We start from the raw sequence: 25,433 nt of genomic DNA on the forward strand, positions 1-25,433 counted from the left end.
AAATGACTGGGAAGGGAGAGCCCGCCCTGCCATACCTTGGGAGATCCCGAGAGACCCGAATGGAGTTGCCGAAAGTTGGACCAGGGCCGAGTTGCTCACCCTGGATCTCCGCTGCCAGTCGATCGGCTGGATCCTTTCAACTCTTTATACCCTTTTAGCTCTATGGCAGGTGAAGTGGCGGCTGAAGAGATCGTCCTCTCCGGAAGGGAAGAGGGCCGGGGTTCGTGGTGATTGGGCTCAGGACACCTATATATTCAACCCATTGTATTGTTATCCCTGGTATGCTCAACCAAATCACAGTAGATTGCTGTGTGCCAACAGCCTGCTCCGGGCCGCCCTCCTCCCCATGTATATAGCAAGGTGAGATATGTCTAAGAATTTGTACATCACAGCTCTTGAGCCCCAAAGCGGCATGTCCCTCATCAGTTTGGGGGTCATGGAATTCCTGGTGCGCAACCTGGAACGGGTGGCCTTTTTTCGACCGATCATCAACACCAGCCGCTATGAAGACGGGATCGATAAGACCATTGAGCTGATCTCCAGCTACCATAATCTGGACATCCCCTATGAGCAGATGTACGCCTTTACCTTTGATGAGGCGCGGAGGCTGATCACCGCACAGCAGAGCGACAGCTTAGTGGAGGGTATCCTCAGCCAATATAAGGCCCTTGAAGCCGAGTATGATTTCGTCCTCTGTCTGGGCACCGACTTTGAGAGCGATTCTGCAGCCTTTGAGTTTGAGTTGAATGTAGATATCGCCAACAACCTGAGTTGTCCGCTGCTGATGATCGCCAATGCCTCCCAGGCCACGGTTGACGGGATGCTCAAGACCTGTGAATTTGCCATCGAAGCCTTTGGCGACAGGGGCGCCGGTCTGGTGGCCATGATCCTTAACCGCACCCCTCCTGCCATACAGGACCTGCTCCTGGCAACCTTGGAGGAAAAACTGGGATCCAAGCTTGATCGTATCTATTCCATTCCCATGGATGAATCCCTGACCAGGTTGACCATGGCCGAGGTCGTCAGCGCGCTCAAGGGCGAGGTTCTCTATGGCAAGGATCAACTCAACCGGCTGGTGAGCCGTTTTGTGGTGGCAGCGATGAACCTGCAAAACTATCTGCCAAGGCTTGCCGATGACAACCTGGTCATCACCCCGGTGGATCGTCTTGACATCATTCTCGGTACCCTGGCAGCCTACCGCTCAACCAGTATGCCGAATATTTCCGGTATGGTGCTGACAGGTTATCTCCAGGCGGACAAGACCCTCCGGGACCTGCTTGAAGGGGCTGAAGGTCTGGTCCCCATCGTCAAGGTTGAAGACGATACCTTTAATACGGCCCTGGAGATCAAGGCCATCCGTACCTACATCACCCCCCAGTCGCCTCGGAAGATAGCCACCGCCCTGGGCCTCTTTGAAGACCATGTGGATACCACGGCCCTGCGGAAAAGAATCATCCGCTACTCCAGCCTCTATACCTCACCCAAGATGTTTGAGTTCGGCCTCTTAAAACGCGCCAGAAGCCATAAACAGCTCATTGTTCTCCCTGAAGGCGAGGAGGAGCGTATCCTGAAGGCAGCCGAGATTCTCATCCATCGCGACGCCGTTGATATTATCCTCTTGGGGAGGCCGAAAGAAATACGAAGTAAAATAAGTGAGTTCGGGCTTTCGCTCGAAGGGGTCGAGATCATCGAACCGACGGCTTCTCCGCATTTTGACGACTATGCGGCCACCTATTTTCAACTCCGCCGTCATAAAGGCATCACCGCCGATAATGCCCGGGACGTCATGAGCGGGGTCAATCACTTCGGCACCATGATGGTCTACAAGGGGCATGCAGACGGCATGGTGTCCGGTGCGGTCCACTCCACCCTGCAGACCGTGCGGCCCTCCCTGGAATTCGTGAAGACCAAGCCCGGCAGCACCATCATGTCCAGCGTGTTTTTCATGTGCCTGGAAGATCGGGTGCTCGCCTATGCCGACTGCGCCGTCAACCCCAGGCCCAGCGCCGAACAGCTTGCCGAGATTGCCATCGAAACTTCGAAGACCGCCAGCCTCTTTGGCATTAAACCGCTGGTGGCCATGCTCTCCTACTCTTCGGGCTCCTCAGGCAGAGGGGAGGAGGTGGATAAGGTAAAGGAGGCCACCCGGATCGCCCAGGAACGTGCCCCGGAGCTCCTCCTGGAAGGTCCCATCCAGTACGATGCGGCGGTTGACGCCGAGGTCGCCAGGACCAAGATGCCGGAGAGCAAGGTGGCGGGCAGGGCCACGGTCTTTATCTTTCCGGATCTCAACACCGGCAACAACACCTACAAGGCGGTGCAGCGTTCCGCCGGAGCAGTTGCGATCGGTCCGATCATGCAGGGCCTGAACAGGCCGGTGAATGACCTGAGTCGAGGTTGCCTGATCCCCGATATCGTCAATACCGTGGCCATTACCGCCATCCAGGCCCAGGCGGAAAAGGGCTTGAGCTGATACGCTCTAATCCAGGCCCCCTGGGCCAGGGTGCCACCTTTTGCCAATCGTTTGACCTGGTCCTGTCCATGGATGACAGGTGTGTACGCGCCTGCAACGGCGATTAAGCCGCTTGGCTTTGGAGACCGGGGACGACTATCAGGAATAAATTCGGGTCTGTCCCCGATTTGACTGTACAAATGGGTAGCTATCGATTCATTGAAATTAATATGATTACAGGCCGGGATCTGTAAACCACTGTTAGAGTCTGATGATCTCCTGCGGGGCACGGGTTAAAACCTGAAGCCCGTCTGGTTTGAGGCAACAGCTGTTTTCAATGCCTATGGCTCCTTCCGGGAAGACGAATTTAGGTCCTTCCAGGGCAAAGGTCATGCCAGGCACCAGCGGCGTCTTCACGCCTTTGGCAAAGATCGGGTATTCATCCAGTTCCAAGCCGATTCCATGGCCGATGAAACGAGCCCTGTCCTTGCCGATCCCCATGAAATGATCTCCCAGTCCCCTCTCCTCGGCCAGTGAGACTGCCCGTTCATAGATATCTTCGCAGATGGTTCCAGGCCTGATCATCTCGATGAGTTCGTTTTGGATGCTCAAGGCAGCATTGTGGGCCTGTTGCAACTGTTCGGAGACCGAGCCGAGGACAAACATCCGTGCCCCGTCGGCAAGATAGCCGTTAATCAGGCAGGAGTAGTCGATGAAGATAATCTCGTTGCGGCCGATGGTTTTCCAGCCCGCCCCATGCGGGTTGTTGGCCGGGGTCAGACCGCTGCCGTTCACCGCACTGTCGAAGTAGGAGGGAACCGCTCCGCTTGTCCCGGAGACGATGTTGCCGAGGAAAAAGTCCTGATTAAAGGTCCGCATCTTGCTGCAACCCGCATACCCCCGCCGTCGCAACCCTGCCTCAAAGAGGCTGGCCAGCTCGATCTCAGTCATTCCCTCGCAGACCATGGCAGGTACCTCGCTAAAGACCTGATCGAGGATGGTGCAGGCTTCCTGAAGTAGGTTTATTTCGTGGTCAGACTTGATCATCCGAATCCTCTTGAGCGAGTCGGAAATGTCCGTCAGATTGGTGTCGTAGAATATTTTTTTATAGAATTTCCAATTGTTGTACGGGATGACATCCAGCTCCATTCCCAGGTTTTCCAGGGGACACCCCCTCTGCTGAAGGATCTCGGGGATCTTTTTCAGACTTTGTAACTCCATGATCTGCTCAATCGGTGATTCAATCAGGGCGCGGTGATAACTCTTGCGGGCCATGAGCAGCGGTTCGCCGATCCGGGGGATAAACAGATGGCAACTTTGTGAGGTGCCGCTGAGATAGAAGAGGTTGGTATGATGGACAATCAGAGCCCCGTCCATCTCCTGTTGTGCCAGGATTGCCTGGAGGGCCTGGATACGGGTATCGATTTCGTTCTTGGGTGTGTAGAGCATCTCGGTCATTGCTTCGCTTCTCCCGGTGATAATGTTCCTCGATAACAAGTGTTGTTTAAAGTGTTGTATCCACGATTTATGGTGACCGGAGCCTACCCGTTCTGGTAAAGAAATAACAGCAGCAGAAACTGGGAAAAAAAACCATAACAGAAGGGGCGTTATGGCTGCAGGGGAGAAAGAACTGACACCAGGTTTTCGTTACCAACAGCTCGCTTTGGAGTTGGAGGAGAAGATCAGGGGAGGGCAGTACAGGGTGGGGGAACGGTTGCCTTCGCTCCGAGAGCTCCATAACCGTACCGCACTCAGCATCACCACCATTGCCCATGCCTATATGGAATTGGAGGCACGCGGCATGGTTGAGTCCCGGGAAAGGTCAGGTTACTATGTCCGGCCTCTGATCAGGAATCTATTGCCCCTGCCACTGACTGAGCTGCAGCCAGTCGCTCGGCCGCGTAAGGTACCGATCAATCCGCTGGCCGAGTCGATCCTCTCGGCGATTCGTGACCGGGACGTGCTGCCTTTTGGTGAGGCCCTGCCGGCAAATACGTTGCTGCCGTCGCGGCAGTTAGCGCGATCCGCGAGAGCAGTTACGGCTACGTATTTCGAGGGCGGAGGACTCCATTACGATCCCGCCAACGGGGTTGCTGCACTCAAGCGGCAGATAGCCGCTCGCTCCATCGGTTTTTGCCGGGGGATCGATGCGGAGGAAATCATCGTCACCAATGGCTGCATGGATGCTATTCGGCTCTGTCTTCGTGCCGTGGCCCAGCCGGGTGATATCGTCATTATAGAGTCACCGACTTTTAGCTGTTATCTCCAGCTGATCGGAAAAATGGGACTGCTTGCCCTCGAGATTCCGACCAGTCCGCGTACAGGGATTGATCTGGGCCTGCTCGAAGAGGCGCTGTTCAACGGGGTGTGGCGGCGCAATCGTGTGGCAGCCTGTCTGCTTAACCCCTCCTTTCATAATCCCCTCGGATTCCATATGGCTGACGAGAGCAAGAGGGAACTGGTGGAGATGCTCGCCGTCCACGGAGTTCCGCTCATTGAGGACGACAGCTGCGGTGAGTTGTCCATCGGTGATTCCCGTCCGGCCCCGCTTAAGAGCTTCGATACCCGAGGCTTGGTACTCTACTGCTCATCTTTTTCCAAGACAGTGGCCCCGGATTTCCGGGTGGGCTGGGTGGTGCCTGGCCGTTTTCGGGAAGAAATTCTCCGTCTCAAATTCAACTCGTCGATTGCTCAGGCAAAACTACCCCAGCTGATTCTCGCCGATTTTTTTGAGAACAGACAGTATGAACGCCATCTCAGGAGATTGCGGGTCGCTATCAAGGGTCAGCTTGGGAGCACGAGCCATGCCATTGCCCGTTATTTTCCTGAAGGCACCAAGATGACGGCGCCGGAAGGGGGCTATATGATATGGCTTGAGTTGGCGGCAGATGTGGACGGCGTGAAATTGTTTCATCTGGCTAGAGAAGAAGGTATCTTTATCGTTCCAGGGGTGGTCTTCAGCAGCACCGGCAGGTTCAATAACTGCATCCGGATCAGTTGCGGCACCCCCTGGAGTGAGCGAATGGAAAAGGGCATGGAAAGGCTTGGGGTGCTCGTCGACCGGCTGCAGTCGGCATAAGGCTACCTTGAAAAATTGCTTATTCTTCCAAACTTTGCTTGTGGCGATTATTTTAGTCCGGGATATCAGTTGAATGCCTGCGATCAAGTCTTCCCCATGCTGTATTCTTGATCAAACTATATAATTCTTCAATGTACCCATAAGCTGGCGAAAGAGAGGGGAACGATCAGGAATTAAGATCACCTTTTGTCCCGGAAAATGGTCAGTGCTGGCGAGCGGGAAGAACTGATACTTTGGGATAATCCGGGGAACAGTTTTTTTTTCGAAGGAGAAAAAAGAGGTCGTTTCAGTCTGATTGACGACTCGTTTCGTCTTTCGCCCCCTGCCGGCGAGGAGAGAGGCCTTCAGAGAGGCATCGGGAGGGAACGGATATCGGTGGAAGTGCAATGAAAGCCTGTCTTAGGCTGGTGCATCACTGCCTGTTGTTACAAGTACCAGGAGCGGAGTACGACCATGCGGGATGAAGAGTGTGTCCGCTTTCTCCAGTGGGCCTTGCCCCAACTGGAGCTGCGTTGGCCCGGCTTTCGTAAGGTTCGGGCACAGGTGTGTAAGCGCCTGCAACGGCGATTAAGCTCCTTGGCTTTGGAGACGGTGGACGACTATCAAGGCTTCCTGACAGCACATCCGGAGGAATGGGAGGTACTGGACGAAATGAGCCGGGTAACGATCTCCCGTTTTTATCGTGACCGGATGATGTGCACCTTTCTCGAGCAGGAGGTGCTGCCAAGCTTGGCTGAGCAGGCAATGTCCCGGGGTGATCACTGCCTGAAGGTCTGGAGCGTGGGCTGCTGTTGCGGTGAAGAGCCCTATACGGTGGCTATTATCTGGAAGTTGGGCCTGCAGACACGCTTTCCCCGACTGGGTCTGCAGATTGTTGCCACTGATGCCAATCCGGATATGGTCCGCCGGGCCCGCCGCGGCTGTTATCCCCTTGGCAGTGTAAAAAATCTGCCCCGAAAATGGCGGGAACGAGCCTTTACGCGCCAGGGAGATGATTATTGTCTTAAGGCAGCGTACCGTGCAGATACCGTGTTTATGGTCCAGGATGTACGCGAGGCCATGCCCTCGGAACGATTCGACCTGGTACTCTGTCGCAACCTGGTCTTCACCTATTATCAGGAGGAGCTGCAATCTGAGTTGCTTGGCCGACTAACAGGGGTTGTGAGAACAGGAGGGGCCCTGGTGATTGGTATTCATGAACAGCTGCCCGCAGAACTCAGCGGCTTGAGGGTCTGGTCTGAAAAAGTACGAATCTATCGGAAGACAGCATGATCGTGGTTTTTAGGGAGAGTGTATTGGCGCTGCGCTGCTCAACCGGGGTTCATCACAGGGAGCCAGAATGTTAGAGATACAATTTTTTGGGGCAACCGCCGAGGTCACCGGCTCCTGCTCACTCTTAAGGGTTGGGGACCTGCAGATCCTCATCGATTGCGGACTGATTCAGGGCTCTGCCGAGGAGGAGGCACGAAACCGCGCTCCCTTTCCTTTTGAGCCAAAGGAGATCGATGCCATAATCCTGACCCACGCCCACATCGATCATTCGGGCAGGCTCCCGCTGCTGGTGAGCTCCGGTTTCAGAGGCCCCATCTATGCCCACTACGCCAGCCGGAATCTCTGTCGGATCATGCTCAACGACTCTGCCCGCATCAATGAGCAAAAGGCGGAGCGGGCCGGTCGCCAGGGGGGGGAGCAGCCCGCCATCACCCCCCTCTACACGGTAAAGGATGCTGACCAGGCCGTACACGCCTTCCATCCGCTGGGCTACGACGACCGCCGGAAGATTCTGCCTGGCGTTGAGCTCTGCCTCCGTGATGCCGGTCATATCCTCGGCTCCAGCATCATCGAGTTGTGGTTGCAGTTCGGTACGACCCGGCGCAAGCTGGTTTTCAGCGGTGACCTGGGCCGCCGCAGGGCCCCGGTGATGTGTAATCCGGCCCGCCTCGCAGAGGCGGATCTGGTGGTGATGGAGTCCACCTATGGCGACCGGAACCACCCCTCCTGGGAGAGCAGCTGGGATGAATTGGGGAGCATCCTCCACCAGACCGCTGAAGATGGGGGCAATCTCCTCATCCCCTCCTTTGCCGTTGGCCGTACCCAGGACCTCCTCTACACCCTGAACCGTCATTACCGGGATTGGGGCCTGGACCACTGGAAGATCTTCCTCGACAGCCCCCTGGCCACCAAGGTGAGCGAGCTCTACAGTCACCATCTGGAGCTCTACAATCCGGAGGCAGCGCAATGCTGGCGGCAGAGCCGCTCTCCCTTTATCCTGCCGAATCTGCGTGTTACCCGTACGGCAGAAGAGTCGATGGAGATCAACCAGATCCACTCCAGAGCCCTGATCATCGCCGGCAGCGGCATGTGTGATGGCGGCCGGATCCGCCATCACCTGCGCCACAATGTCTGGCGCCGGGAGTGTCATCTGGCGATGGTGGGTTTTCAGGTCCAGGGAACCCTGGGGCGCGCCCTGGTGGACGGGGTGAGGTCGATCTCACTGGGAGAGCGTCAGTTCGAGGTGGCGGCCAGGGTCCATACCATCGGTGGTCTCTCGGCCCATGCCGATCAGCAGGAGTTGATCCGGTGGTATCAGACATTCCCGGCAGGGCCGGCTGTCTCGTTGATCCACGGTGAAGAGGAGGCGCGACGGGCGCTGCAGCAGCAACTGGAGAGGCTCCGGGCCAGGGTCTCTTGCCCGCAGTATGGTGAGGTCCTGGATCTGCTGGCGCATGAATGATCGATGAACGATCAATCAAGGGGTTGTTCCCAGATGAGCGCACCATCCCGGTAGAGCTGTCTGATCCGGTGCAAGGGTACCAGGTGCAACGCACCGGTGGAATCAACCACTTCCATGGAAAAATGAGTACCTGGTTCAAGATGAAGCTGTTTCAGCGAAACCAGCACAATGGTCTGCTCTATCCGGTGGTAATAGCCGAGCCTGTAGGGTATCCAGAAAAGATTCCAGCGGATGCGATTCAACAGTTTGCGAATGGGTGGCGCATGGCAATTTCCCTTGCCCTGCCTCCTTGATAGCTCATAGGATAGTATAAGACACCCCACCACTCAAGCTCTGGCTGAGGCGAATTTCCCCGGTACACAGATCCCTGTCCATAGGGTACCTTGAAAAATGAGATTTTTCGATCAAGGTTAAGGCATGCGATAAATTTTGCCGCAGCCATATGTTTGATATTCCGAGGATAAAATTTTGAGCGCAACGCCAAGATTGGAAGGAAAGGCCATTTTTCAAGGTGGCCCATAGTTTATCTGGTAAGGAGCACAATAATGGATCTCCAGCAAGCAGCGACCCGGGCCATTGGCCTGATGGACCTGACCACGCTCAACCATGACGATACCGACGCAAAGGTGGTCGCCCTCTGTCGGGCTGCCCACACCCCCGCAGGCGATACTGCCGCGGTCTGTATCTATCCCCGTTTTATTCCCCTTGCCCGCAAGACCCTGCTTGCCAACGGAACTTCCCGGATAAAAATTGCCACGGTCAGCAACTTCCCCCATGGTGGAGATGACCTGGAGATTGCCCTTGCAGAGACCCGGGCTGCAAGGGCCTACGGGGCCGACGAGGTGGACCTGGTCTTTCCCTATCAGGCCTTGCTGGCCGGCAGGGATGATATCGGTTACCAGATGGTGCAGGCCTGTAAGGCGGCCTGTGGTCAGGAGGTGCTCCTTAAGGTGATCATTGAATCCGGAGAGTTGAAGAGAGCGGAGCTTATCCGGAGCGCCGCTGAAATCTGCATTGCTGCTGGAGCCGATTTTCTCAAGACCTCCACCGGCAAGGTCGCGGTCAACGCGAGCCTGGAGGCCGCGGCTCTGATGCTGGAAACGATCAGAGAGCGTAATCCGGCCGTGGGTTTCAAGGCAGCCGGTGGGATCAGCAGGGTGGGGGTTGCCAGGGACTATCTGGAACTGGCAGCACAGCTCATGGGTGAGGCCTGGATCACGAGCCAGCACTTCCGTTTCGGTGCCTCCAGCCTGCTGGCCGACCTGCTGGCCACCCTGAACCTGGACCAGCAGGCTGGAGGCGGCCGAGGATGCCGATGAAACGGACGATCATTCTCCTCCTGGACTCCCTGGGCATAGGGGGAGCCGAGGATGGGGCTCAGTTTGCCGGTATCAGCCGGAGCAAAGAGCGCTTTACCGACCAGGGCGCCAATACCCTGGGCCATATCGCCGGGGGGTGCGCCCGGGGTGCAGCCGAGGATGGGCGTACGGGTTTGCTGCACCTGCCGAACATGAACCGGTTGGGCCTGGGACACGCCTGCCTGGAAAGTTCCGGCTCATTCCCCCTGGGCCTGGATGCCTCGGTCCAAGCTGAGGCGGCCTATGGCTATGCCCGGGAGCTCTCCACCGGTAAGGACACCTTAAGTGGCCACTGGGAGCTTGCCGGCGTGCCGGTCCTCTTTGAGTGGGGCTATTTCAGAGAGCAGGAGAACAGTTTTCCCCAAGAACTGCTGGCTGCCCTGGTAGAACGGGCCAGGCTGCCTGGATACCTGGGCAACTGTCAGGCCTCGGGCACCGCCATCCTGGAAGAGCTGGGAGCCGAACATGTGGCCAGCGGTAAGCCGATCTTCTACACCTCGGCCGACAGTGTCTTCCAGATCGCCTGCCACGAAGAACATTTTGGCCTGGAGCGGCTCTACCAGCTGGCTGAGATAGCACGGGAACTGGTAGATCCGTATCAGATAGGGCGGGTGATTGCCCGTCCCTTCATCGGCACCGGGAGCAGCAACTATCAACGCACCGCCAACCGCCATGATTATGCCATGGCGCCGCCGGCACCAACCTTGCTGGACAGGATGCAGGCCGCCGGCGGCGAGGTGGTCGCTGTCGGCAAGATCAACGATATCTTTGCCGGCCGGGGCATCACAAGGGCGGTGAAGGCCACCGGACTTGAAGGCCTGTTTGCTGCCAGCCTGGCTGCCCTGCGCGCTGCAACCGAGCCCTCGATCATCTTCACCAATTTCGTTGATTTTGATGCGGACTTCGGTCATCGCCGCGACCTGGCCGGCTATGCCGCGGGCTTGGAATATTTTGACCAACGCCTGCCGGAAATGATCGAGCTCCTGGCAGAGGATGATCTTCTGATCCTGACCGCAGACCATGGTTGTGACCCCAGCTGGCCAGGGACAGATCATACCCGGGAGCATATCCCGGTGATCTGCTACGGTCACAGGATCCGGCCGGGGCCGCTGGGGAGGCGTGGGACCTTTGCCGATATCGGTCAGTCTGTCGCTGCCCATCAGGGCCTGGCCGCACTCGACCATGGAACCAGCTTTATGGAGCAGATTTTCTCCCCCTGATGAGACACCTGCTGTTGCGCTTCTGCTGAAGAAAGCGGCTTCCCGATAAACCACCAATCTGGGCCATGGCCCTAGGAAACCCATGACTACTCCACACATCAATGCCCAGGCCGGTGCCTTTGCCGAAACCGTCCTCTTGCCCGGCGATCCCCTGCGGGCCCGCTATATTGCAGAGACCTTCCTGGAAGAGGCCAAACTGGTGAGCGACGTGCGCAACATGCTCGGCTTTACCGGCAGCTACCAGGGGAAATCGATCTCCGTGATGGGCAGCGGCATGGGGATTCCGTCCTGTTCCATCTATGCCACCGAGTTGATCCGTGAATATGGGGTGAAGAATCTGATCAGGGTGGGATCCTGCGGCGCGGTAGGTACGGAAATCAAGCTGGAGGATGTGATCATCGCCATGGGGGCAAGCACCGATTCCAAGGTGAACCGTGTTCGTTTTAAGGGCCACGATTTTGCGGCCCTGGCAAGCTTTGAGCTGCTGCGCAAGGCTGTTTCCGCAGCAGAGGCACTGGCCATCCCGGTGCGTATAGGCAACGTCTTTACCTCTGATCTCTTTTATACGCCGGAACCGGAGATCTTTGAGCTGATGGAGAAGTACAACATCCTGGGCGTGGAGATGGAGGCTGCCGGTTTGTACGGGGTAGCCGCAGAGTTCGCTGCCAAGGCCGTTTGTCTGCTCACGGTATCAGACCATATCGCCACAGGCGAAAGAGCCACCTTCCAGGAGCGTCAGACCGGCTTTGACAGGATGCTGCGGATCGCACTGGAGACCGCGCTGGCAGTCGAATGATATCCTGATGAGTGCGATACTCTCTTCAAGAAGCTTCAAGAAGCCCTCAAGCTCAAGGCAGGCGAGCGCCCTGGTGCAGGCAGCGCGACTGGTAACATGCTGATAATGCATTGATAAAGCACGCAAAAAGGCGAGGGGGCTCTTGTCAACACCCCAGGGCCTGGGGCAGTAGTTCTGGTGCACACTGCCCACAAGCTGAACTCCCTCCGGACCAACCCAAGCCAGCACAGTGGTGAGGAGGCCGCATGTACCTGCCCCAGGAGATAATCCGCAAGAAACGTGATGGAGCCCCCCTGAGCCGGGCTGAGATTGATTTTTTTGTCCAGGGCCTCAGCGATGACTCCATCTCAGAGGGACAGATCGCCGCCCTTGCCATGGCAATCTATTTTCAGGGGATGAGCCCGGATGAGGCGATCGACCTGACCATGGCCATGCGCGACTCCGGCACGGTCCTTGAGTGGGCTGATCAGGAGCTTGACGGCCCGGTGGTGGACAAACACTCCACCGGTGGGGTCGGTGACCTGGTCTCACTGGTCCTGGCGCCGATGATCGCTGCCTGCGGCGGCTATGTTCCCATGATCTCCGGTCGTGGCCTGGGCCATACCGGTGGGACCCTGGATAAACTGGATGCCATCCCCGGCTATGATACCTCCCCGGATATCAGCCGTTTTCGCCAGGTGGTGAAAGAGGTCGGGGTGGCCATCATCGGTCAGACCGGCGAGCTCGCCCCTGCGGATCGACGCTTGTATGCCATCCGCGATGTGACCGCCACTGTGGAGTCGATCCCCCTGATCACCGCCTCGATCCTTGCAAAAAAACTCGCAGCCGGCCTCGATGGTCTGGTGATGGACGTCAAGACCGGAAACGGTGCCTTTATGGCAAACCAGGCAGAGGCAGGGCAGCTGGCCAGGAGTATCGTTTCCGTTGCCAATGGCGCGGGTTGCCGAACCAGCGCGATTTTGACCCGTATGGATCAGGTGCTGGCCGCCAGCGCCGGTACAGGGCTAGAGGTCCGTGAGGCCGTACGCTACCTGAGAGGGGCCGATCGAAACTCCCGGCTCCACCAGGTCAACATGGCACTGGCGACGGAACTGTTGGTGCTGGCCGGAATCGCTGTCGATGCTGGCAAAGGCCGGGAAAAACTGGAGGCAGTCCTCGATAGCGGCAGGGCTGCAGAGCTTTTTGCCCAGATGGTTGCAGCCTTAGGCGGGCCCAGCGATTTTATCGAGAGGATTGAGAGCTACCTTGAACCCACAGAGATCATCCGCCCGGTCTACAGCCCTATGGCTGGAGTGGTGCAGGCGATGGACACCCGTGCGCTGGGCATGGTGGTGGTCGCCATGGGTGGTGGGCGGTGCAGCGCCTCTGCTGCTCTTGATTACGGGGTGGGGCTCAGCGAGATGATCTCCCTGGGTGAGCAGGCCGATGCCCATAGGCCGCTGGCCCTGGTCCATGCGCGCAGTGAGCAGCAGTTTCTGGAAGCGGAGCAGGCCATCCGCCGGGCGATGGTGATCGGTTCAGCGGCTCCTCTGCAACAGCCGCAGCTCGTAGAGAGGATCTGCCTGGAGGATGCCTGCTAGGAGGGGCTTGTTTGCACGAATATACGCGGCGATGGTCTGTTTTTCAGCAGGCAGGGTCATCTTCTCTTCACCCAGGGATGGCTGCAGCCTCGGATACCCCGACTCTCCTCAGCGGACCTTAACATAACAACGGAAAAAGATTATGATCTGGTTTACCCTTGCCCTGGTGACGGCATTGGCGAGTGCCTCCCAGGACAGCTGGGTTAAATACAAGTTCTCCAGTTATTCCACCGCTGAGATGCTGGCCTTTCCCATGCTCTACAGCCTGCCCCTGCTTGGGGTGGCGCTTTTCTGGGTGACCATCCCCCAGCTGGATAGAACCTTTTGGTGGTGTTTCCTGGTTTCCCTGCCCCTCAACGGGGTGGCCTTTTTCCTGCACATGCGGGCCATCCAGATCTCACCGCTGAGCCTGACCCTTCCCTACCTCTCGTTCACCCCTGCCTTCATGTTCGGCACCGGCTTTCTCTTTCTGGGAGAACTGCCCAACCTCTGGGGCGCAGTGGGGGTCGGGATCATCGTCACGGGCAGTTATGTGCTCAATATCAATCCCTCTGGCTATACGCTCCTGGCCCCGTTCAGATCCCTGTTCAAAGAAAGAGGGTCCATGATCATGCTGCTGGTTGCCGTTATGTACAGTCTTGCCGCGGTACTCGGTAAAAAGGCGATCCTCCATTCCTCGGTGCTGTTTTTCACCCTGTTCTTTTTCCTGAGCTTAAACAGCCTGACCCTGCTGGTCATGGAGCTCAGCGTAAAGGGCAGGGTGGCCAGGGTGCTCTCCCGACCGGGACCAGGAAGTATAGCAGGAGTACTGTTCTTTACCCACCTGATCTGTCACGGCTGGGCCATATCTTTGACCAAGGCGGTGTATATGATTTCCATCAAACGGATGAGTATCCTTTTCGGGGTCCTCTACGGAGGGATCTTCTTTGCCGAAGAAAACCTGTGGTACCGGCTCACAGGGACCGCTCTGATGGTTGCCGGGGCAACCCTTATTTCACTCAAGGGGCTGTGAACTGGAGGAGAGTGATCCCGGGGGAGCGTCGAGTTGGGCATGTGGCCCGAACGAAGTCGGAACCATGCCTGTATCCGGAAAAAGTCCGGTGGAAAGAAGAAGAGGGGAGAGGGGTACCGGCATCTCCTAGAAATGGACCGGTCTAACATCTCTGCTCAGGTTGGGGTACCACCCAGATTCGTGCGGAAATGGATGCTAAGGAAATTGTAAAACGCAACCAGATTCTGAGCTAACACCGAGGGTATTCCCCATATAATATAACGCTGTCCCAGGTAAATGGACTGATATGGTTCATCAATTGAAGGATTATCACACTCCATCACGACACGGTATATTTCTCTCGCCTGCCTATAAATGATGCTGCTAGGGATAAAGAGGGTACCTTGAAAATTCGATTTTTCGATCAAGGTCAAGGCGCGCGATAAATTTTACCGTAGGCATATGTTTGATATTCCGGGGATAAAGTTTTGAGCGCAACGCCGAGATTGGAAGAAAAGGCTTATTTTTTCAAGGTGGCCTAAAGAGTCATGCACGTTCTTCCCAGTGCGTACAGGTGGGGAACAAGCATGTTGCCTGATGAGTACAAAAGCTTACACCTCAACTGTCCAAAGCCCCCCTGACAGCCTGAGCAAGCATGCCTCTTGTGTACGGCTTTTTGATAAATCCCCCCGCCCCTAAGCGAAGAGCCGCCTTCACGTCTTCACTGATGGAAAATCCACTGACAATGACCGCTTTCTGGTGGGGATGAATGGAAAGTACCTTCTCGTATGTCTGGCGACCGTTCATTCCCGGTTCCATCAACATATCGATAACCAGTAAATCAACCGCTTCTTGAGAGAGAAAATCGATCGCCGCTTCACCGGAACCCACTGTATCAACCCTATATCCAAGAGATTCCAGCATCTGCGCTGCAATGTCTCTTAGGTGTGGTTCATCGTCTATAACAAGAATATGTTCACCGCGACTTCCCATCTGCGCCGAATCGGATTGCGATTCAACCGTTGTTATCTTGTCGGTGCTGAGCGGAAAGTAGAGTTCAAAGCAGGCCCCCTGCCTACTGTTTTTTACCTGAACAGTTCCGTTGTGATCCAAGAGAGTATTCCAGACAACTGTCAGGCCGAGTCCGGTACCGCTCCTTCCCATGACCTTTGTACTGTAAAAGGGTTCAAAGATATGCTCAAGGTCCGACCCGGAGATACCGGATCCGGTATCTTCAACGCTGAGAACCACGTATTCCCCTGTTTGCAGTTTGAGTCCATCGGCGCCGGCCTGATCCAATCGAACGATATGGCTGGAAATAGTGACCTTTCCTGGACCGTTGATTACCTCTGCGGCGTTGGTCGACAGATTCATCAGACATTTTTTGATATGGACCGGTGAGCAGGATATGTGGGGAGCTTCGGCCTCGAGTTCATGGCCAAAGGTAACCAGAGGGTAGACAGACTTCAGCTTTTCACACTCCGGCGAGGTAAAATACTCGCTGATTAATAGATTTAAATTTTTCACCTCCCTCGCACTGGCGGCGTCCCTGGATATGGTAAGGAGATCGGTAACGACAGCGGCAGCTCTCTGGCCGGAGTCCATTATCGCCTCAAGTGGTTTTCTCAGTTCACTGTCTGCCGGTAATTTCATCAAAAGTATTTCAGGATACCCTACCACCCCAGCAAGAATATTATTCAGATCATGTGCCACACCACCGGCCATTAATCCGATGGCCTCCATTTTTTGCGATTGCTGTAGTTGAGATTCAAGCAGCAATCTCTTTTCTTCGGCCAGAGTACGTTCGGTTATATCCCGCCAGAGACAGAGCAGTGCCTCATGTTGATCATAGGGAATTCTGGTCAGGGAGACTTCAGTGGAAAAATGCTCACCGTTTCGACGTTTATGCTGCCATTCAAAACGATGGTAGCCTTTGGCAAATGCCGCTGCCATCATTTCATCCGCCTTCTGCAGCGATAATGTACCGTCTGGCTGAATTTCCGGAGAAAGCTCTGATGGATGAACGTTTATCACATCCTCTTTTGATTCATATCCAAGACTCCGTGCCGTTGCCTGGTTCGCCATGATGAAATGCTCACCGTCGATGAGCAGCATCGGATCCTCCGATCGCTCAAAAATCAGACGATACTTCTCTTCACTTTCCTGCAGCTCAGCCGTCCGTTCTCTGACTTTGTCTTCCAGTTGCTCCTTGGCCGCCTTGAGCAGTAATTTCATCTGATTTTGCCGGCGAATAATGAAAGAAAAAGAGGCGACAACAAGGATTATCACCCCGATAAAGCAGGCGGTGATGATGATGGTTCTCTTGATAACAGACTTAAAGATATACCCCTTATCGGCTGAAAACAGCACACCGTAACGTTTATTAAACAGGCTTATGGGGAAATAGGCGGTGAGCAACTGAAATGTTTCTTTCCCTGTGATTTCGTGCTCTATTGTTCCCTGATAATTATTCACCACGTCATCAACAATCTTAGCCAACCCACTCGCGACAATATCTGTGCTGTCAACATCGGCCTCTGAATAAACCGAGGTTACTATTCTCCCGTCACTGTTGATGAGCCAATACCATGAGTGACTCATGGTGTAATATTTATTGAGTTCCTTTCGTACGACACGTGGAACGTTAACAACAAGCTCTATCTCTGCAGGGCTGCCGACAATATTATCAAGCCTTTTCTGGTAACTGACGGTAAAGGTCTCAACCTTTCCTCTACCTGCGGTCGTTCTTTCATCGTCGACCGCTGTTTCTTTTAAGGGAGAAATCTCAAAATAGTTGAGATTAGAATGAGTTATTACTCTGTAAACTTTGGTGTTACCAATCCTGATCGAGTCTATCAGATTCTTGTACTTTGAATAAAACCTTTTGGTGTCGGTGAGAGTGGTGCTATCGATCTCACGACCGCTGAGAAATAACTCTATCTTGCCGGTGGTGATCAGATGATTGAGATCGTCATCGAACTCGGAGGTCAACCTTTCCAGTGCAAGACCGCTGGTCGCGGCATTTTTTTGCAGCAAGTTCAGTGAGTTGGTCTTGACGTCGGCAAGGATGGCAAAGTAGTTGTAGACAATTGACAGCAGAAGAGCAATAACGCAAACAACTGTGAGCTTAAATGAGATCTTGACCATAACCCCTTTTTATCGCTTAGTTTTTTAGAACCAGGAGAAGGCGCCAGTTGAGTTCGGGAATTTCCTCGGCAAGGATGGTGATACGGACATTGTCTTTTTGTATCATTATTTTCTTTTCTCCCTTGTTGTATATCCTGGTGATTGCCTGTCGAATGATTTTGGATTTGCTTTTCAGCAGATTAAAATTTTCGGTTCTATAGGTATCTTCTTTTATGGTTTTCAAGTAGGTGTGATCTTCAAGTTTGGGCAACGAGAGTATTCCGGTTAAGGATTCGTTCATGGCAACGACTATTCCGTTTGCATCGAGTATTACATACGGATGTCGGGTCTTGGCGATATAACGATTGGTGATTGTGGAGACCGTGACGTCTAGCCCCGGAACCCCTTCAAGAGCATCGTTGAGGTAAACAGGCGCGATGGCCGACACCATCCACCCCCTTCCTGCCGGATCCACGTACGGCTCATCTACCCATACTGCCTCTTTTTTCGGATTGTACTGTGCATCTGCAAGATAATAAAAATTGAAATCCGGGATATTCATTTTCGGTTCATACTGGGTAAGCACATCAAAGAATGGGTAAATCCTGTTATAGGAATTCTTATCGTTATAGTAGACCTGCGCCACTTCCGGATACTGTTGAATGATTTCCTTAAATTTCTGATCAAGCGGTTCGGTGAAATAAACTATTTCTTTTATGGAGTTGTCTACCGGGATATGGCCGGAAACAAAAACCGCAGAATAGCCATCATCCACCGGTTTGTACAAAATCCCTTTTTCCGATAGCCGGTATTTGGATGGATTTGCTCTTTGCAGGGCTTTGTTTCTTTTTTCCGGCGTATATAATTGCTGGACATAGAGAGCCAGTTGCTTTGCCTCATCCCGAATCTTTAGAAAATCAGTGTTGATAGCATCGGCTATTTTCTTGAGCTCCGCAGCCGATTCAGTCTCTTTATTTTGATTCGATGAACATCCGGTAAGACCAATTAAGACGGAGGAGATACCGATGACCACTATTTTGATCGTTGAAATTGATAAATTCATCATGTTCACCATCGGTTTATTATGAATCTTCAGGGGCATCGCACTCTGCAGAATGCAGCTTTGAACAGGGGCCTGATGTTATCGGGGGGAACTCCAGCCAAAATTTCACGCATGGTCCTCTCAGAGGGGATACTGCCCATGCCATAGAGACTTTTGAGATTGGGGGGTTCGTCGGATCTTCGCTCGTCAAAGGCAAGCAGGGATGGGGGCTTGAGTTAAAACATGGCAAAACCGGAGATGAGAGCATGGGCAAGGGTATGTTGTACTTTGCCGGAACGATGATCCCAGACCTTGCTGAACCCGCCATGCATGGTTGAAAAAAGAGCATCGGCATTCAGGTGTTGGCATACCCTGTTTTCTTCGTTTCGGACGAGTTGTAGCTTTCATTGAAGTCAGCTGCTTTATTTTATAGCAGTTGACGAGGCAATCGTTTGGGCGGCATCCATGAATTGCTGAACCATATACTCCTACACTGTAGTATTACCTTAGCTTATATACATCGAAATACCTAGAACTGTCTACCAGAACAACAATGCACCCCATATCAGACGAGCTGATGGAGATCTAAAAAATCATTCTCAAGGGTCAGTTGACCGATCTTGACATGCAACGCCTGAATATCTGGGCCTGGTTCCCTGGAAACAGATTTGTTAGAAACGATTGATGCATCCTCGCTCATCTGGGTAGTACCCTAGGTTTCACGAGGGGATGAACTCGCTCAGGCCGGTGCCTTGTCATGTCTTGGCAGGTCTGGGTCTATATAATGCCAGGCCTGCGCAGAGGAGACCCAGACACTCATGGTGGATTGAAACACGCCCGGATCATCCAGGCTCCCCACCTTCAAAACAAGGGCACCCGGGAACAGCTCGCTCTCACCAAACAAGTGGGTACCGCAATTCCCGCAGAAAAAAAGAGTCTTTTCAGCTCCGGAATCGGATCTGGAACGGTAAGATGAAGGTTCCCCCTTGCTCAGGGTGAGCACGGCCTTGGGGATATAGATGGCGCTGTTGGGCGCGCCTCCGGTGATGTATTGGCAGTCTCGGCAATGACAGGAGTAGGAGGTGGGTGGCTCACCGCTTACTTCGTATCGTATCCTGCCACAGAGGCAAGCACCGCTAAATGTACTCATTTGATTTTCCCGATTGAACAATGATCACTGTTTTGATCTTGAAAGACCAGAATCCGTTGAGCACAAAAAAAATCCCTGTCAGCATGGTTTAGGGTCTCGGCATCAACAGAACCTCTGGATCGGCTGGCTCAGTCATCCGAAAAAAGTAGGCTGCAATACGCTGTTATAATAGGGTATGAGCTCTTTTCTTTTTTTTGACAATTGTACGTATGTGTCCCATGAACTCATCTTCAAGCTCTTCCTTCCTGTAAAATCTATCCCATGGGACCTGTTCTGTGGCTTCGAACTTGATATTAGACTCTCTGTGCATGGTTAACATGATAACTTCCGTCTCTGGTGAAGCGGCCTTAACGGAAGATGCGATCTCCCGACCATTGATATCCGGCATGGTGAAATCCGTTACCACGATATCAAAATATCTTTCAACCAAATAGAGCAGGGCACGGGAAGGGCTGGTGACCGTTACCACGTTGAGCCCCTCCTTTTCCAGAATCACCTTGATCCCCATGTTGAAAATTTGATGGTCATCTACGACAAGGACTGAAATCCCACCGGCTAGCTCTGGGGGTGACTCAACTATTTCCCGCTCTCTCACTTGTACATGCCCCTCTTGTGCCGGTGCATAGTCTATTAAAACTTTATGTGTCGATGAGAGCAAAACCTCCATCTTGATCGCAGCAGCGGGCAGGTCGCCGACAGAGGCAACGAACTCCAGTTCGGAAAAGGCCTGCTCTAAATCACGTATCCGGGCCTCTATTTCCGGATATCTGATCTTCACCAACAGTGAAAAATCTTTCATCACTGCAACGAGTTTCCTGTAATGCTCAATAGAACGCCTGAGCTCCGGTGGATGACGAAATCGTACACTTCCCTGGAGTCGGTAGGGCAGGGAAGTCGCCTGGCGGTATAGGGACAGGCAACGGTTCCATGAGTCGCTCAGGGGATAAGCTTCCGTCCTTGGGAGTATTCTCTCGACTGAAACATGCATCATGTCCCAGGAAAGGAATAAAAGGTAGCCGGAGAAGATGAGTGAGACAGAGTGAAAGGATGCCTTGAACATAACTGCATGTCGCTCAACTTCTCTTAAGATGAAACTGACAACTGCATCCTGATCAAGCTCCAACTTTTCGCAATCAGCAACAGCAGCTGCCAAGAAGCTCACATTGCTGCGCTCAAGGTGTAGAATCTCGCTCTTTTTTGCGGTATCAGGGGGGTGAGCATCATTATCCGAAAACTCCACCTCAAGATTCTGGTGGCGTAATCGCTTTAGGCGGAGTCCGTATTTTGACAGGAAGACGACTGCGCTTACACCAACCAGGATAACAAGGCTGATACCTATGTAGGGGAAGAAGATATCCATTGGTCCCAAAGCCTCACCCCAACCCGATAGAGCCACATTGCAGGTTGGTTAGCGGGGTATTTTCAAGAAGTATTCCCATGAGCAAAAAAGTGCTATTTTTAATGGAGTTCAGCGGCAGGTGATTGAGCCGGTCCGCCTTAGCCCTCTGGCAACACCGTTATTAACGGATGGCACTCACCGGGCACAGAACTTTACAGCTATTGCAACTGATACACTCTGTGTCAGCAACCGGAGATTTCCTGGTGATATAGGACATAACGTCTACGTCCATGGGGCAGCTGTCGTTACAGAGGCCACACTCGATACATTGCACCTTGGTAGGTTGCTTCCTGTTGCAGGCGAACTGGGACGGAACCTTCATTACCAGTGATACCGGACATAAAATCTTACAAAAGGCTCTCTGGTCTGTAAAATAAAAGGCCAGCAAGATGGCAAGAAGGTAGTAGACCAGGTTTCCGGCCATCATCCAGGTGAGTTCTGCCTTCCCTATATAGGATCCCTTCACGTCGTAACCTACAACATAGATTGCTGCAACTGGAATGATGATGGAAAGGAACAGGGAAAGATAACGTATATTTTTAAGCTTTTCAGAAACAGTTGGTCTCTTGTGCCGTGTTATGGGCAACCAATCGAGTACTGCCGCGGTCCAGCAGGCCCAGCCGCAAAAGCCCCGACCCCAGAGCAGGGGGCCAAAGATCTTTGCCACCGCATAATGAATGAATCCTTTGGAAAAATAGCCGGCCAGGATGATGAGAATAACACCCTCCAGTTGAAAATTTTCCCTGTTGGCAAGGGGAACAAACATGAGTAAAGCAGGCAGGATGAGCAGGATGCACACCTTTCGGCCAAGGAGTTTTTTCTCGTCTTTTAATCGCTGCTGGAGATGGATACCAAGGGAGACAGCAGCGCCGATCCAGGGAAAAACCAGTAAAAACCCCCACCAGCCGATGGCTGCATAGAGAGAACCACCGACGACCGTACCAATAACTGCGGGGATGGTTGTTTTGGCGAGTGAGTTCATCTGGACAGTAAGGATTAAATTTTACCCTGCAATAGAGGGGCACACCCGGTCAGGATAGCCACCCCGTTCCCAACCCATTCATTCCCAGGTGAAATCCCGGATCCCTGCCTCTGGATATCGAGCCGTACCCTTGCTAAGCCTGCAGCGATGGTGCCCACCGGCTCACACGGCGCAGTGTCCACAATCGGGGTAAAGCTGGCCCCCTGGGCAACCGGGGTCCGGAATTCAAGCCGGCTTCAGGGAGAGGTTGAGGTCACCAGCCAATGGTTGTTATTGGTCAGGCAGTGAGTTTGATCGACCGTCTTCCATGATTCTCTTGTAGGTGTGGTTGCAATAGGTATCACCACTGCCGATTTGATGGCTTCTCTCGAAGAGCCATTGATCTGGATGTTCTTTTGCGATCTCCCAATCACCCTCGCACACATAGCGACTCAAGGTAGAAAGACCAAAGCTGTTCAGTATCTCGCAAAAAGGGCAATTGGATATGTAGAGCTCAAAGACATCTTTTTCTTCTCGTTGTATCTCGATGTCGTACAGTGGCCTCCAGAGCCAGAAGTTCTCCTTCATCCTGGCGGCAAAGCTGTCGAAATCGTCTGATTTTCTGGCTCTGGGAACCCAATACTTCAGTAGCCGCTTCGCACCGGCTGTTGCCAGAGGACCGATACACTTTACAGCTTTATCCTGGCCAACAAAAATGGAGAGGAGTCTTGTGGAAACAATAAGCGGAAAAACAGCGATGAGGCCGCAAAAGAGTCTGAGATATTTTTTCATTGGAGTTCCTTTTCTTTGCCCAATATTACGTGCCCCTGCTCGCTTAAGCGGGTTAATCCTTAAGCAGGTTACTCCTTTTGATTATGCCAGAATCTATGTTTCCTGTCTGTTTCCAGTGGAATGATTATTTTCGAACCCGAGCCACCATTGCCTGGTTGAGCCTGAGAAGAGTTTCTGGCGAGACGCGGACCAGCGATCTGGCCGAACCGCCCCCGGTATACACTACACTTTTTTCGAGTACCTTCGGGTCAACCACAAATGTAGCGGAGTACCCAAATGAGGGGGTGCCACCGCAGGGGAATCCTGTGTAATCGATAATTTCTTCAGGGCTTGCCGTTCGCGGTCTGGCTATGTTGAGGGCTTTTCCTACACGGGAGGTGCTTGCACGGTCTTCTCCCTTTACAATGGCCACGATCATGTTTTTGTCTGAATCGATCATGCATATACTCTTTACCACATCCTCAGGATCACATTCTGCAGCCGCAGCAGCTTCGGCCACAGAATGACATGATTGAGCAAATGAAAGATGTTCGGCATCACTTTCTTCCTGTTCAAGATAGGCTATTAATTTTTCTTCATATTCTTTCATCTCTTGTCTCGTCTTTTACACTCCCTTTTTTTTTCATGGCGATCAGCCAACACCTGGAACAGCAACTCAGCCACCGCTTTGCCGAAGGGGATGCAAGCCGAGTCATCGAGTATCAGCAATTCATAGCGATGAAATCGAGCGAGCAACCGTCGGAGAATAGGCTCCTCACGCGCCTCTATGAATTTGTTAACCAGGCCATAAGGGCTGACTTTGTACGGTCCATCCAACAATATCCTGTCATTAAAAATCCTTGTTTTTATTAAATTCTGCCTTTCTCTCTTTCGTGTATTCCCACCACTTTTTAGGTGGTGCACCTTCCATGAATTTCACTGCAGAGATGAACACATCAGCCAGGCATGGATCAAATTGCTTGCCGGCAATCTCGGACAATTCCTTGAACATTGAATACGGGTTCCGGCCAATGAGTTCAAAGGGCTTGTTGATCCCCAACATCTTGAGGTATTTGATTGTTGCCGGCCCGACATTCGGGATCTCGCTGAAGTTAGAGATATCAATTCTTTCTGTCATTTTTTCCTGACTGCTTTCAGCCTGCATTCTTTCTTTTTTCCAGATGGGCAGAGGTCGGCTCCCTGAGGCGCTCACCTCTTGAATTCACCGGTCGAGCTTCAGCGAGCGGAGCGGAAGGTGGTGAAACGTTTGGTTGAACGAAGCCGCTCTCGCGGCAGGGAAAAATTTAACTCACTTTTGTAATTCTTTAATTTCGAACACTTACATTGTCATGGAGTATAGCACGAAGACCACGGAAGTAAAACGATTTGCGACCCTTTATGAGCGATACCTGAAACTGTTCAGGCTGCAGGGCAGGAGTGACGCAACCATTAATGCCTATTCCCGGGCTGTCCGTCATGACGGCAGTCATTTGGATTCTTTACCTTGCCGCGTGAACTGAGGCCGCTGGCTTGGTGTAATCAAAAAACGATCTACAGCCTCTTGTTTAGGTGCGTTGCCGTGGTTTTGAAGGATTTCGGCCTGAACCCGAAACACTTGGGAGCAGAGATCGGCATGACCATGGTGCTCCATACCAACATCAGGCGTATGGAGTATCACCCCCACATTCATGTAGTGATTCCTGGAGGAGATATCGACAGGCGGAATCGCTACTGGAAAAAGCTCAAAGGTAAATACCACTCTAACGAAAGGGCCCTGGCTAAGGTATTTAGAGCACGTTTCCTGTCAGTAATCCAGGCAGCCGGTCTGGTCAACCCCAAAAAAGCCTCCGGAGAATGGGTAGCACACTGCGTCAATGTAGAAAGAGGGGGAGAGGCCCTCAAGTATCTGTCACGGTATCTCTATCGTGGAGTGCTCAGTGAGCAGAATATCGTTTCCAGTCATGATGAGCAGGTCAGATTCAAATACGTTGAAAGCGAGTCAGGGGAGACAAAATTCCGTATTCTTCCAGGCGAAGAGTTCTTGCACCTCATGATGCAACATGTGTTGCCTAAAGGGTTCAGGCGAGTGCGAGGCTATGGGCTTCTCCATGGCAACGCAAAGAGGTTACGCTCTCTCATCCAATTGATTTTGCATGTCATAACCGAACAGTTTGCACCGCGTCCGAGGCCGGTGTTTAAATGTCCCTGTTGCAAGGATCCAATGTTGATCGTGGCATTTCGTAGGAATATCAGCAGGCCGGGGTAACGGTTCTCTTTGACACCGCTTCACTGTTCATTCTGCAAAGGAGGACGGAAGGATTCATGAAATAGTTTTTTTCTTAAAGCCTGTACAGGTTAATGGGCAGGTGCGTCCTGAAATAGGTGCAACCATTGGATTGCGCTTCAACCACAATTCCCCAAAAAACCTTAATCCGTGACAAACGACCAACAAATATCACATGACCGTGCAATTAACATGTTGATTATCAAAGAATAATATTAAAGTGTTCACCTGTCCTAAAAACTCACTTAGCAGGTGAAAAATGAAACGATTTATCCTTGAGCAATCTGACAGTGAAGCCTACACCAGCCACTCCGGGCTTGCCCTGGTGGGGCTGTGCATCAACCGTTACTGTGATCTGGCCAAAGCGACCAAGCGCACCATAGGGGACGATCGGAACGTAATCACCCATCCTGACATCCTTCGCAGTTATCTTGGGTTACTCTGCCTGGGCAAGAGTGACTATGAGGCTATCACTTCCATGCGAGACGAT

General features: G+C 53.1%; 20 protein-coding genes and 2 pseudogenes. 11 read left to right on the forward strand and 11 right to left on the reverse strand.

Translation table 11 applies throughout. The features are described from left to right. Positions 1-367: 367 nt before the first annotated feature. Positions 368-2,473, forward strand: a complete 2,106-nt coding sequence (pta, locus tag G494_RS0109915) for a phosphate acetyltransferase (RefSeq protein ID WP_028584418.1) — start codon at positions 368-370, stop codon at positions 2,471-2,473. 240 nt (positions 2,474-2,713) lie between these two features. Here the strand turns inward: pta and G494_RS0109920 are convergent, their stop codons facing one another. Continuing rightward, complete coding sequence (locus tag G494_RS0109920; protein WP_035246121.1) at positions 2,714-3,901, reverse strand: M24 family metallopeptidase; 1,188 nt, start codon at positions 3,899-3,901, stop codon at positions 2,714-2,716. 160 nt (positions 3,902-4,061) lie between these two features. On the opposite strand from G494_RS0109920, the gene G494_RS0109925 reads away from it, so the two are divergent. From G494_RS0109925 to G494_RS0109940, 3 genes are all read left to right on the forward strand, one after another. Further along, positions 4,062-5,531, forward strand: a complete 1,470-nt coding sequence (locus G494_RS0109925) for an aminotransferase-like domain-containing protein (RefSeq protein WP_028584420.1) — start codon at positions 4,062-4,064, stop codon at positions 5,529-5,531. Positions 5,532-5,984: 453 nt separating this feature from the next. Then, positions 5,985-6,803, forward strand: coding sequence for a CheR family methyltransferase (locus G494_RS0109935; RefSeq protein ID WP_028584422.1), 819 nt, complete (start codon positions 5,985-5,987; stop codon positions 6,801-6,803). Positions 6,804-6,870: 67 nt separating this feature from the next. Continuing rightward, positions 6,871-8,265 carry an MBL fold metallo-hydrolase RNA specificity domain-containing protein gene (locus G494_RS0109940; RefSeq protein ID WP_028584423.1) on the forward strand — a complete coding sequence of 465 codons (1,395 nt, stop codon included), beginning with the start codon at positions 6,871-6,873 and terminating at the stop codon, positions 8,263-8,265. Positions 8,266-8,276: 11 nt separating this feature from the next. Here the strand turns inward: G494_RS0109940 and G494_RS28080 are convergent, their stop codons facing one another. Further along, entirely contained in the window at positions 8,277-8,591 is a 315-nt protein-coding gene (locus tag G494_RS28080; RefSeq protein WP_084456650.1) for a DUF504 domain-containing protein, read from the reverse strand. Positions 8,592-8,807: 216 nt separating this feature from the next. Between G494_RS28080 and deoC the strand changes: the two genes are divergently transcribed. From deoC to G494_RS0109970, 5 genes are all read left to right on the forward strand, one after another. Continuing rightward, entirely contained in the window at positions 8,808-9,584 is a 777-nt protein-coding gene (gene deoC / locus G494_RS0109950) for a deoxyribose-phosphate aldolase (protein WP_028584425.1), read from the forward strand. After that, positions 9,581-10,843 (forward strand): phosphopentomutase, encoded by a 1,263-nt coding sequence (locus tag G494_RS0109955; protein WP_028584426.1) that lies wholly within the window; start codon positions 9,581-9,583, stop codon positions 10,841-10,843. The genes deoC and G494_RS0109955 overlap by 4 nt, the downstream gene beginning before the upstream one ends. Positions 10,844-10,925: 82 nt before the next feature. Beyond that, positions 10,926-11,639, forward strand: a complete 714-nt coding sequence (gene deoD, locus G494_RS0109960) for a purine-nucleoside phosphorylase (RefSeq protein WP_028584427.1) — start codon at positions 10,926-10,928, stop codon at positions 11,637-11,639. A 245-nt stretch (positions 11,640-11,884) separates the two neighbouring features. Then, complete coding sequence (deoA, locus tag G494_RS0109965) at positions 11,885-13,219, forward strand: thymidine phosphorylase (protein ID WP_028584428.1); 1,335 nt, start codon at positions 11,885-11,887, stop codon at positions 13,217-13,219. Positions 13,220-13,361: 142 nt separating this feature from the next. Then, positions 13,362-14,231, forward strand: coding sequence for a DMT family transporter (locus tag G494_RS0109970; protein ID WP_028584429.1), 870 nt, complete (start codon positions 13,362-13,364; stop codon positions 14,229-14,231). Between the two features lie 597 nt (positions 14,232-14,828). On the opposite strand, the gene G494_RS0109975 is transcribed toward G494_RS0109970, so the two are convergent. The 9 genes from G494_RS0109975 to G494_RS0110015 all read right to left on the reverse strand — a co-directional run bounded on the left by G494_RS0109975 (position 14,829) and on the right by G494_RS0110015 (position 23,824). After that, the gene (locus tag G494_RS0109975; RefSeq protein WP_028584430.1) at positions 14,829-17,357 is read right to left on the reverse strand and encodes a hybrid sensor histidine kinase/response regulator; all 2,529 of its coding nucleotides are present in this window, start codon (positions 17,355-17,357) and stop codon (positions 14,829-14,831) included. Between the two features lie 16 nt (positions 17,358-17,373). Beyond that, the gene (locus G494_RS25375) at positions 17,374-18,438 is read right to left on the reverse strand and encodes a PDC sensor domain-containing protein (RefSeq protein ID WP_051305578.1); all 1,065 of its coding nucleotides are present in this window, start codon (positions 18,436-18,438) and stop codon (positions 17,374-17,376) included. Between the two features lie 679 nt (positions 18,439-19,117). Then, positions 19,118-19,528, reverse strand: a complete 411-nt coding sequence (locus G494_RS26110) for a GFA family protein (protein WP_084456652.1) — start codon at positions 19,526-19,528, stop codon at positions 19,118-19,120. A gap of 163 nt (positions 19,529-19,691) precedes the next feature. Next, the gene (locus tag G494_RS25380; RefSeq protein WP_028584431.1) at positions 19,692-20,888 is read right to left on the reverse strand and encodes a response regulator; all 1,197 of its coding nucleotides are present in this window, start codon (positions 20,886-20,888) and stop codon (positions 19,692-19,694) included. 160 nt (positions 20,889-21,048) lie between these two features. Continuing rightward, positions 21,049-21,909 (reverse strand): 4Fe-4S binding protein, encoded by an 861-nt coding sequence (locus tag G494_RS0109995; RefSeq protein WP_028584432.1) that lies wholly within the window; start codon positions 21,907-21,909, stop codon positions 21,049-21,051. A gap of 270 nt (positions 21,910-22,179) precedes the next feature. After that, the gene (locus tag G494_RS0110000) at positions 22,180-22,680 is read right to left on the reverse strand and encodes an L-2-amino-thiazoline-4-carboxylic acid hydrolase (protein ID WP_028584433.1); all 501 of its coding nucleotides are present in this window, start codon (positions 22,678-22,680) and stop codon (positions 22,180-22,182) included. Between the two features lie 124 nt (positions 22,681-22,804). Then, complete coding sequence (locus G494_RS0110005; RefSeq protein ID WP_028584434.1) at positions 22,805-23,269, reverse strand: aminoacyl-tRNA deacylase; 465 nt, start codon at positions 23,267-23,269, stop codon at positions 22,805-22,807. Next, entirely contained in the window at positions 23,266-23,583 is a 318-nt protein-coding gene (locus G494_RS28085) for an ATP-binding protein (protein WP_084456654.1), read from the reverse strand. The genes G494_RS0110005 and G494_RS28085 overlap by 4 nt, the downstream gene beginning before the upstream one ends. Further along, a complete protein-coding gene (locus tag G494_RS0110015) occupies positions 23,510-23,824 on the reverse strand; it encodes a helix-hairpin-helix domain-containing protein (RefSeq protein ID WP_208597662.1) in 315 nt (104 codons plus the stop codon). The genes G494_RS28085 and G494_RS0110015 overlap by 74 nt, the downstream gene beginning before the upstream one ends. A gap of 333 nt (positions 23,825-24,157) precedes the next feature. Here G494_RS0110015 and G494_RS22795 point away from each other — a divergent pair. Together G494_RS22795 and G494_RS0110025 are read left to right on the forward strand one after the other, a co-directional pair. Then, a pseudogene (locus tag G494_RS22795) lies at positions 24,158-24,925 on the forward strand (IS91 family transposase); the annotation flags it as partial. Between the two features lie 277 nt (positions 24,926-25,202). Further along, positions 25,203-25,433: pseudogene (locus tag G494_RS0110025) on the forward strand (IS1380 family transposase); the annotation flags it as partial.

This window comes from Desulfogranum mediterraneum DSM 13871 (assembly GCF_000429965.1).
In the GTDB taxonomy this organism is placed as follows: Bacteria; Desulfobacterota; Desulfobulbia; order Desulfobulbales; family Desulfobulbaceae; genus Desulfogranum; species Desulfogranum mediterraneum.

What these genes read in the sequence shown, in the direction of transcription:
- pta (WP_028584418.1), top strand. Translation starts at nt 368, where the DNA reads ATGTCTAAGAATTTGTACATCACAGCTCTTGAGCCCCAAAGCGGCATG.
- G494_RS0109920 (WP_035246121.1), bottom strand. Translation starts at nt 3,901, where the DNA reads ATGCTCTACACACCCAAGAACGAAATCGATACCCGTATCCAGGCCCTC.
- G494_RS0109925 (WP_028584420.1), top strand. Translation starts at nt 4,062, where the DNA reads ATGGCTGCAGGGGAGAAAGAACTGACACCAGGTTTTCGTTACCAACAG.
- G494_RS0109935 (WP_028584422.1), top strand. Translation starts at nt 5,985, where the DNA reads ATGCGGGATGAAGAGTGTGTCCGCTTTCTCCAGTGGGCCTTGCCCCAA.
- G494_RS0109940 (WP_028584423.1), top strand. Translation starts at nt 6,871, where the DNA reads ATGTTAGAGATACAATTTTTTGGGGCAACCGCCGAGGTCACCGGCTCC.
- G494_RS0109955 (WP_028584426.1), top strand. Translation starts at nt 9,581, where the DNA reads ATGAAACGGACGATCATTCTCCTCCTGGACTCCCTGGGCATAGGGGGA.
- deoD (WP_028584427.1), top strand. Translation starts at nt 10,926, where the DNA reads ATGACTACTCCACACATCAATGCCCAGGCCGGTGCCTTTGCCGAAACC.
- deoA (WP_028584428.1), top strand. Translation starts at nt 11,885, where the DNA reads ATGTACCTGCCCCAGGAGATAATCCGCAAGAAACGTGATGGAGCCCCC.
- G494_RS0109970 (WP_028584429.1), top strand. Translation starts at nt 13,362, where the DNA reads ATGATCTGGTTTACCCTTGCCCTGGTGACGGCATTGGCGAGTGCCTCC.
- G494_RS0109975 (WP_028584430.1), bottom strand. Translation starts at nt 17,357, where the DNA reads ATGGTCAAGATCTCATTTAAGCTCACAGTTGTTTGCGTTATTGCTCTT.
- G494_RS25375 (WP_051305578.1), bottom strand. Translation starts at nt 18,438, where the DNA reads ATGCCCCTGAAGATTCATAATAAACCGATGGTGAACATGATGAATTTA.
- G494_RS26110 (WP_084456652.1), bottom strand. Translation starts at nt 19,528, where the DNA reads ATGAGTACATTTAGCGGTGCTTGCCTCTGTGGCAGGATACGATACGAA.
- G494_RS25380 (WP_028584431.1), bottom strand. Translation starts at nt 20,888, where the DNA reads ATGGATATCTTCTTCCCCTACATAGGTATCAGCCTTGTTATCCTGGTT.
- G494_RS0109995 (WP_028584432.1), bottom strand. Translation starts at nt 21,909, where the DNA reads ATGAACTCACTCGCCAAAACAACCATCCCCGCAGTTATTGGTACGGTC.
- G494_RS0110000 (WP_028584433.1), bottom strand. Translation starts at nt 22,680, where the DNA reads ATGAAAAAATATCTCAGACTCTTTTGCGGCCTCATCGCTGTTTTTCCG.
- G494_RS0110005 (WP_028584434.1), bottom strand. Translation starts at nt 23,269, where the DNA reads ATGAAAGAATATGAAGAAAAATTAATAGCCTATCTTGAACAGGAAGAA.
- G494_RS0110015 (WP_208597662.1), bottom strand. Translation starts at nt 23,824, where the DNA reads ATGCAGGCTGAAAGCAGTCAGGAAAAAATGACAGAAAGAATTGATATC.